General features: G+C 58.4%; 5 protein-coding genes, 8 pseudogenes and 1 other annotated feature. Of the genes and pseudogenes, 5 read left to right on the top strand and 8 right to left on the bottom strand.

Going from position 1 to position 6,522, the window contains the following annotated elements:
* Positions 1–241: DDE-type integrase/transposase/recombinase (locus tag M3A49_RS41765; protein ID WP_266232700.1), on the top strand; the 241-nt coding region annotated here is incomplete at its 5' end.
* Between the two features lie 127 nt (positions 242–368).
* On the opposite strand, the pseudogene M3A49_RS41760 reads toward M3A49_RS41765, so the two are convergent.
* The 5 genes and pseudogenes from M3A49_RS41760 to M3A49_RS41740 form a co-directional block, all read right to left on the bottom strand.
* Positions 369–623: pseudogene (locus M3A49_RS41760) on the bottom strand (SDR family NAD(P)-dependent oxidoreductase); the annotation flags it as partial.
* An 89-nt stretch (positions 624–712) separates the two neighbouring features.
* The gene (panC, locus tag M3A49_RS41755; RefSeq protein WP_266233937.1) at positions 713–1,549 is read right to left on the bottom strand and encodes a pantoate--beta-alanine ligase; all 837 of its coding nucleotides are present in this window, start codon (positions 1,547–1,549) and stop codon (positions 713–715) included.
* Positions 1,550–1,574: 25 nt separating this feature from the next.
* Positions 1,575–1,871, bottom strand: coding sequence for a hypothetical protein (locus tag M3A49_RS41750; RefSeq protein ID WP_266233935.1), 297 nt, complete (start codon positions 1,869–1,871; stop codon positions 1,575–1,577).
* Positions 1,868–2,701: an IS21-like element helper ATPase IstB gene (istB, locus tag M3A49_RS41745; protein WP_266233934.1), complete on the bottom strand. Its 834-nt coding sequence runs from the start codon at positions 2,699–2,701 to the stop codon at positions 1,868–1,870. The genes M3A49_RS41750 and istB overlap by 4 nt, the downstream gene beginning before the upstream one ends.
* Positions 2,698–3,123, bottom strand: a pseudogene (locus M3A49_RS41740) (IS21 family transposase); the annotation flags it as partial. The pseudogene M3A49_RS41740 and the gene istB, both read right to left, overlap by 4 nt.
* Here M3A49_RS41740 and M3A49_RS41735 point away from each other — a divergent pair.
* Positions 3,124–3,357: pseudogene (locus tag M3A49_RS41735) on the top strand (ATP-binding protein); the annotation flags it as partial.
* A gap of 102 nt (positions 3,358–3,459) precedes the next feature.
* Here M3A49_RS41735 and M3A49_RS41730 read toward each other — a convergent pair.
* Positions 3,460–3,597 (bottom strand): annotated as a pseudogene (locus tag M3A49_RS41730) (IS6 family transposase); the annotation flags it as partial.
* Between the two features lie 58 nt (positions 3,598–3,655).
* On the opposite strand from M3A49_RS41730, the pseudogene M3A49_RS41725 reads away from it, so the two are divergent.
* A pseudogene (locus M3A49_RS41725) lies at positions 3,656–3,784 on the top strand (IS6 family transposase); the annotation flags it as partial.
* Between the two features lie 245 nt (positions 3,785–4,029).
* On the opposite strand, the gene M3A49_RS41720 reads toward M3A49_RS41725, so the two are convergent.
* Positions 4,030–4,845, bottom strand: a complete 816-nt coding sequence (locus tag M3A49_RS41720) for a class I SAM-dependent methyltransferase (RefSeq protein WP_266233933.1) — start codon at positions 4,843–4,845, stop codon at positions 4,030–4,032.
* Positions 4,830–5,120, bottom strand: a pseudogene (locus M3A49_RS41715) (integrase); the annotation flags it as partial. The gene M3A49_RS41720 and the pseudogene M3A49_RS41715, both read right to left, overlap by 16 nt.
* A gap of 429 nt (positions 5,121–5,549) precedes the next feature.
* Between M3A49_RS41715 and M3A49_RS41710 the strand changes: the two are divergent.
* Both M3A49_RS41710 and M3A49_RS41705 read left to right on the top strand, forming a co-directional pair.
* Positions 5,550–6,130 (top strand): annotated as a pseudogene (locus M3A49_RS41710) (transposase); the annotation flags it as partial.
* Positions 5,840–5,956 (top strand) — a sequence feature (AL1L pseudoknot). Its footprint overlaps the pseudogene before it by 117 nt.
* Positions 6,131–6,348: 218 nt before the next feature.
* Positions 6,349–6,522, top strand: a pseudogene (locus tag M3A49_RS41705) (IS5/IS1182 family transposase); the annotation flags it as partial.

Below are 6,522 nucleotides of genomic sequence, written 5' to 3'. Positions count from 1 at the left end.
GCCTGAGGACACGAAGGTCCGATCCTCGAAATATCTCAATAATCTGGTCGAGCAGGACCACCGCAACATCAAGTCCCGGACGAAAGTCATGCTCGGCTTCAAACGTTTCAGGAACGCAGCGATCACGCTCTCTGGTATTGAGTTGGTACATCGCATTCGCAAGGGCCAATTCGGCCTCGCGAAGCTCGGCCTCAAAGATACCACGGCGCCCGCAGTCTGGGAGGCCGTCCTGTCTGCTTGATGAGGTATCCTCTATATAACAACAATCTCGTACAGACCGCCTATTTGCACCAGAGCCGCTGGGTCTGCCGCCGTGGCATGACTCAAGCAAAATAGTCTCCGGGAAAACCGGGGCGGTTCACTTTCACACAAGCGGGCACAAGTTGCCTCACCTGTTCCTCGTTCGAAAGGTCTGCGCAAAGGGAAATCGCGCGTCCCCCTCGCGTTGCTATCTGATCAACAACCTCCTGCGCTTCGCGCTTCGATTCGTGATGGTGCACGGCAACGTCCCATCCTCGGGCGGCAAACCCCAAGGCCACCGCCCGACCGATTCGTCGCGCGCCTCCGGTCACAAGCACCGATTGTCTACGAGAGCGGTTGTGATGAATCGCTGGTTCAGTCATAACGAAAGTTCAATTTCAGGCAGGCTCAGGCTCGGCTTGCGTTTTCGCCCCACCCCTCGATCACTGTGACAAGGCATAGCGTCGGAACTTCAAATCTCGAGGTTATCAATAAGGCGTGTGCTGCCGAGACGCGCTGCTGCTAGCACAACGAGCTTTTGCTCGACGACTTCCGGCTCCGTTGGAGACCGTAAGTCGGCCTGCTTTCGGACCGAGATGTAATCGGGCTTCCAGCCCCGATCGACGAGCGTTGAGAATGCGCGCCGCTCGATTCGCTGAATATCTAGTCGCCCGCCCAGGATATCCTTGCGCACGCAGTGGAGGAGCCGATGCAGCGTGGGTGCCTCCACCCGTTGCTCCGGCGTCAGAAAGCGATTGCGCGATGACAGCGCCAGTCCATCGATGTCGCGGATGGTTTCGCCGGCTATGACATCCGTGGGCATGGCGAACTGCTTACACATTTCCCGAACTATCATCAGTTGTTGATAGTCCTTTTTTCCAAACACCGTCACGCGCGGCTGCGCGCATAACAGCAGCTTCATTACGACCGTGCAAACGCCTTGAAAGAAACCAGGCCGGAATTCTCCCTCCAGCATGTCGCCCAGGCCACCAGGAGGCTGCACACGATACTCTTTCACCTGCGGAAAGAGGTCCCGCTCCGTCGGGGCAAAGACAACGTACACATTCTCCTTCTGGAGTTTCTCCAGGTCCGCCTCGAGGGTTCGCGGATAACGCTCGAAATCTTCGCCTGGTCCAAACTGCAGAGGATTCACGAAAATGCTAGTGACGACCGGATCGCCATGCTGCCGTGCGAGCCTGATAAGCGAAAGATGCCCTTCATGCAGATTGCCCATGGTCGGCACGAAGGCCGTGCGGTTTTGTCCGCGCAACTGAGCTCTCAACTCCTCGATAGACCGAATGAGTTTCATCCTGGATCTTGTCACTTCCGCTTCGCTATGCATCTGATGTCTCCTCTTCTCGACGCACGCGCCTTACGCTGTGGCGTTTGCTCTCAATGACCCTTGTCGAAGTGTCGCTGGCATCCAATGCCGCCAGGCCGTCGCCGAGCAGAGCCAGCAGCGTAACGCGTGACGCGCAGGCTTCCTCACCAATGGCGTCAATAACGGCCCGTTTGCGGCGTAAGCGGTATGCGCGTTGCCGTTGTGCTGCCGTGCGTGTGACGGGCTTCGTCGTCGAGCTATCGGATGCATCGTCACGCGTTATGAGCTGCAGATGTGCGTTGTGCTTCATTGCTTATCCTCCGGACACGGTGGCACGCCAACATTGTTTGGCGTCGCGATACTGGCCGAGCGTCCCGGTCCCTGCTGCTTGCGCTCCAGGGCGGTACGTCGACGATAGCTTTCGACGTTCAGCTCAAAGATCGTCGAGTGATGGACCAGCCGGACGACGGCGGCCACCGTCATGGCCCGGTCGGGGAAGACCTTGTCCCAGTCGCCAAATGGCTGATTCGCGGTCAAAAGAAGCGAACGGTGCTCATATCTGGCGCTGATGAGCTCGAACAGCACCGATGTCTCGGCCTGATCCTTGCTGACGTATGCAAAGTCATCCAAAATAAGGAGATCAAAGCGATCCAGCCGGTTGATGGCGGACTCCAGCGACAGCTCGCGGCGTGCGACCTGCAACCGCTGCACGAGGTCGGTGGTACGCGCGAACAGTACCTTCCAGCCGTTCTCCAGCAGGCTCAGTCCAATGGCCGAAGACAAGTGCGACTTGCCGCCCCCGGACGGCCCCAGAAGAATCAGGTTGGCGCCGTTGCGCAGCCAGCCGTCGCCCGCGCAAAGCGCCGAGATGTGTGCTCTCGACACCATCGGCACCGCGTCGAAATCGAAGTTCTCCAGCGTCTTGCCCGGCAGCAGCTTTGCGTCCCTGAGGTGACGTTCGATACGGCGTCGATCGCGCTCGGCGATCTCGTGTTCGGCCAGCGCCATGAGCAGGCGCGCCGCGGGCCAGCCTTCCGTGTCGGACCGTTCGGCGAACGCTAACCAGATCTGCTTGATGGCGGGCAGCCGCAAATCGTTGAGCAGCAGCGACAGACGGGTGGCGTCGAATTCGTGATTCATGCTGCCACCTCCATTTGCGGGTCAAGCAGGGCCTCGTAGTCGCGCAACGAAGCCAGCTGGACGTTCACCTGCGGCAGGCTCGCGGGTTTCGCTTCGAAACGCGAACCCAGCGTGTCCAGATCGGGCAGTTGCCCATCGGCCAGGCACTGCTCGAGCGCCTGCGCCAGTTGTGCCTCGCAGTTGCGCTCGTGGGCCAGACTGAGCAGTTCGACCATCGTCTTGCATGCGTCGCGCTCCGGGAGTTGCTCGAGCAGACGATCGAAGGTCAAGCGATAGGCCTCGCGCGGATAGATCTGGTCGCGATAGACCAGGTTAAGCAGCGCCATGGGTTTGCGGCGCAGTGCGTGGATGATGTGCCGGTAGTTGATGACGTGACCGTGCTTGCCCTTGGGCCCCGGACGGCCGCGCTGCAGCGTCATCATGAGGACGTCGACCAGGGCGCGCGCAACGATCTGCTCGAAGTGCTCGACGATCGCGTCGGCACGCGATCCACGATCATCACAAGCCAACTGCCCCTTGAACACTGGCACGCCTGGCTGCAAGACCCGACCCTCGCCGACGCAATCCTCGACCGCCTCGTCCATCAGGCTCACAAGCTTCCGTTGAAGGGCGATTCGATGCGCAAGAAGAACGCACCTGATCAAAAAGTAGCCTGATCTCGAACACCCGCAGTACAATCTAAGCATTACGCAGCACCTCCCTCCTGGCCTGTTCGACTTCACCGAAACGGGCGTTCAGCTTCCCCGAAATACGCACGCAAGATTGCGCAAACTCAGCGAATAGGCCACGTACCATCGCACGCACAGCAAAATCACTTCAAGCGGGTAGTGAAGGCGCTTCAGGACCTTGGCCAGGCCCGGCGCGAGTGTGGTTCGCGGTGTCTTCGCCTTCTTCATCGCACAGCTCAAAAATTCGCTACCCAATTTTAACGTGGGCCTTACTGCAACAGAACCCAAGGATTTCCGCTGTGCGCGCATCATCCTGTCTGGCATTGAGATCGCACACATGATCCGCAAGGGGCAGATGTGTGACGATGGCGTCGCCTCGACTGCAGCCGAACAATTCTATTCTCTCGTGATGTAAGCAATCCTCTTCACCTTAGGCGCCTGATCGTCGCATCGTCCTTAACGCGACACAACCCGATTACCTTCCATTGCGAGTCACGGTCGCCTTGATGTTCCAGCACCATTCGCACAGCCCGCTCACGAACTTCCGGCGAGTACCGTGGGGACTTCTTCTTGGTATTTTCCATAGCTCCATTTTCTCAAGAAGTGGAGCCTCCGGAAAACCCGGCACGGTTCAGTGTGTGTCTGGCCAATACGCGAAGGCTACTTTCGGATGCCGATAGCGACGAGGTACTCCCGCGGCATCGCAATCCCCAGCTCGGACTGAAACCCTTCATGATATGTTATGAAATCCTGCCTTAGGCGCTCGCGGCTGTCCGGATCCAAGGTCGCGGCCAAGGTTTTAGTGGGGCCGTAGCTCTCCACGGACAACTCCCACACGATAGGCCCGTTCAGTTCGCGCAAGACGGTAGTGCCGCTCTCAAAGCGCAAGTCGAAGGCCGCTCCAAGCAGCTTCTTAACGTAATCTGTGTTCCCCCAGGCAAATGGCGACGTTGGTAGTGGCACGTGAGGTCGCGTCACATATGGCTGCATGATTTTGAACAACCCAGCGACCGTACCGTCGGAAGGCCAGGATGCAATTCCCAGCCTGCCCCCCGGTTTGCAGACCCGCGCCAACTCCGAGGCCGCTGCGTCCGGATCGCTGGCAAACATAACGCCGAATGTCGAAATGACGGCGTCGAAGCTTTGATCCTCGAATTGCAGCGCCTCCGCATCGCCCACTTGGAACTCGAAGGATAATTGCGCATCAGCCGCATACGCTTTGGCGATCTCGATGAGATTTGCTGCCAAGTCAATTCCTATACCGCTTGCGCCACGGGCAGCGATGCGCCGTGCGGCCCACCCTGTACCCGTGGCCACGTCCAGAACGCGCTCGCCGGGCTGCGGAGCGACGCGAATAACGCAATGCTCAATCGCATCGGAGATTGATTGACTAACTCGTTCATATTGCCGCCCTGCACTTCCCCACGTGCCTGCGGCCTCGGCATTGTGGGGTTGGATCATCGATCCATAATCCATCTCATCCTCCTTGCGTCGATGGCGTCGCTGATCTGGGGTTGCGGCACCGGCAGCGTGGGCAACAGCTTGATTGCTCGTTCGACGGCGCTGGCGCGTGCTTGCCGCTCTTCTGGCGTGTGCTGAAACATCGCGGCGAGATCCGGCCTGTGACGGCTGTTGGCAAACAGCATGAGATCTCGCCGGATGTTCCCGAGCATCCCGCACGCCGATTGTCCGGCAGCCTTGCGAGCCGCCAGATAGTGCTCAACAGCCGCGCGAGAGCTGAGTCCGGCGTACGCTATTAGCTTAAATCAACCAACCTCCACGGTTCCCGGGCACCTTCATTTTACGAGTCTGCATGATGGGTTCCTTGATCGTTGATCGGTAGCTTTTGAATCAATTACGGCCTCTGGAGAGATAAAATCCTGTCACCCCGATTTTCAGATGATTGAGTGAATTTCAATAGTCGACATTCAAAGAAAGATCACATCCATCCGGAGCCAGAACAGGCAAGATCATTTTGCCCGACTCGATAGGCACGGCACAAGATAGACACGCTTCAAACTTGTTGCCGGTTGATCAATCTCAAAGACTGCGTGATCCTGCTTGCGCCAGCTGATCGCGAAATAGGGCGTTGTCACGTTGAGGTATTCACGACGCAAGAGCGCACAGGACTGAACCGCCCCGGGTTTTCCGGAGACTCCACTTCTTGAGAAAATGGAGCTATGGAAAACACGAAGAAGAAGTCCCCAAGGTACTCGCCGGAAGTTCGTGAGCGGGCTGTGCGAATGGTACTGGACCATCAAGGCGACCGGGAATCGCAATGGAAAGTGATCGCGTCGATCGCAGCGAAGTTCGGCTGCTCGGGCGAGACGCTGCGTAGCTGGGTGCGCAAGGAAGAGCGGGATCGGGGTTTGCGCCCGGGCACGAGCACGCAGGAGAAGGATCGGCTTAAGGAACTGGAGCGGGAAGTACGTGAGCTTCGGCAGGTCAATGAAATCCTGCGCAAGGCGTCAGCGTATTTCGCACAGGCGGAGCTCGACCGCCGACCGAAGTGATGATCACGTTCATCGATGATCACCGGCACGTCTACGGGGTCGAGCCGATCTGCAGGGTGCTGCCGATTGCACCGTCGACGTACTACACGCACGTGGCCCGCCGCGCCGATCCGGGGCTGGTGCCGCCGCGGGCCCGGCGCGACAGGATGCTTAAGGATGAGATCCGACGCGTATGGGAAGAAAACTTCCAGGTCTACGGCGCTGACAAGGTCTGGAAGCAATTGAGGCGGGAAGGCATCGTCGTGGCGGGCTCTGTCACGTTGGCGAGGTGGTCACGTAAGATGTCGCGATGAAGAAGACAAAATCGCTTTATCACGGCCACCGGTTCCCGGCGACGGTCATTAGTCGAACCTGAACAATTCAGAGAGCCTTGTGCGGCAGAGCTTTGAGGCCAAAATGGTGTTGTGAGATCTGCAGGAACCTGGCACATTAACGTGAGAATCCTGCATTTTTCGATGAGGTGCGGATGGGTCCGAAGACGCCTGTGACGGAGGGAGATTTCTTCCGCCAACCGCTGCGCGAACAGATCAACCTGAAGCATCCGTTGATACGTTTGGCCGACCTCATCAACTGGGAGCGACTTGGCGCATCAATGAGCGAAAGCTTTGTATCGCGCAAGGGTCGACCGGCGACGTCTCCC

The sequence above is a fragment of the Paraburkholderia sp. CNPSo 3076 genome (assembly GCF_026343935.1).
Classification (GTDB): Bacteria; Pseudomonadota; Gammaproteobacteria; order Burkholderiales; family Burkholderiaceae; genus Paraburkholderia; species Paraburkholderia nodosa.
The sequence above is the reverse complement of the archived record's forward strand: the minus strand, read 5'-3'. Positions and strand labels throughout refer to the sequence as shown.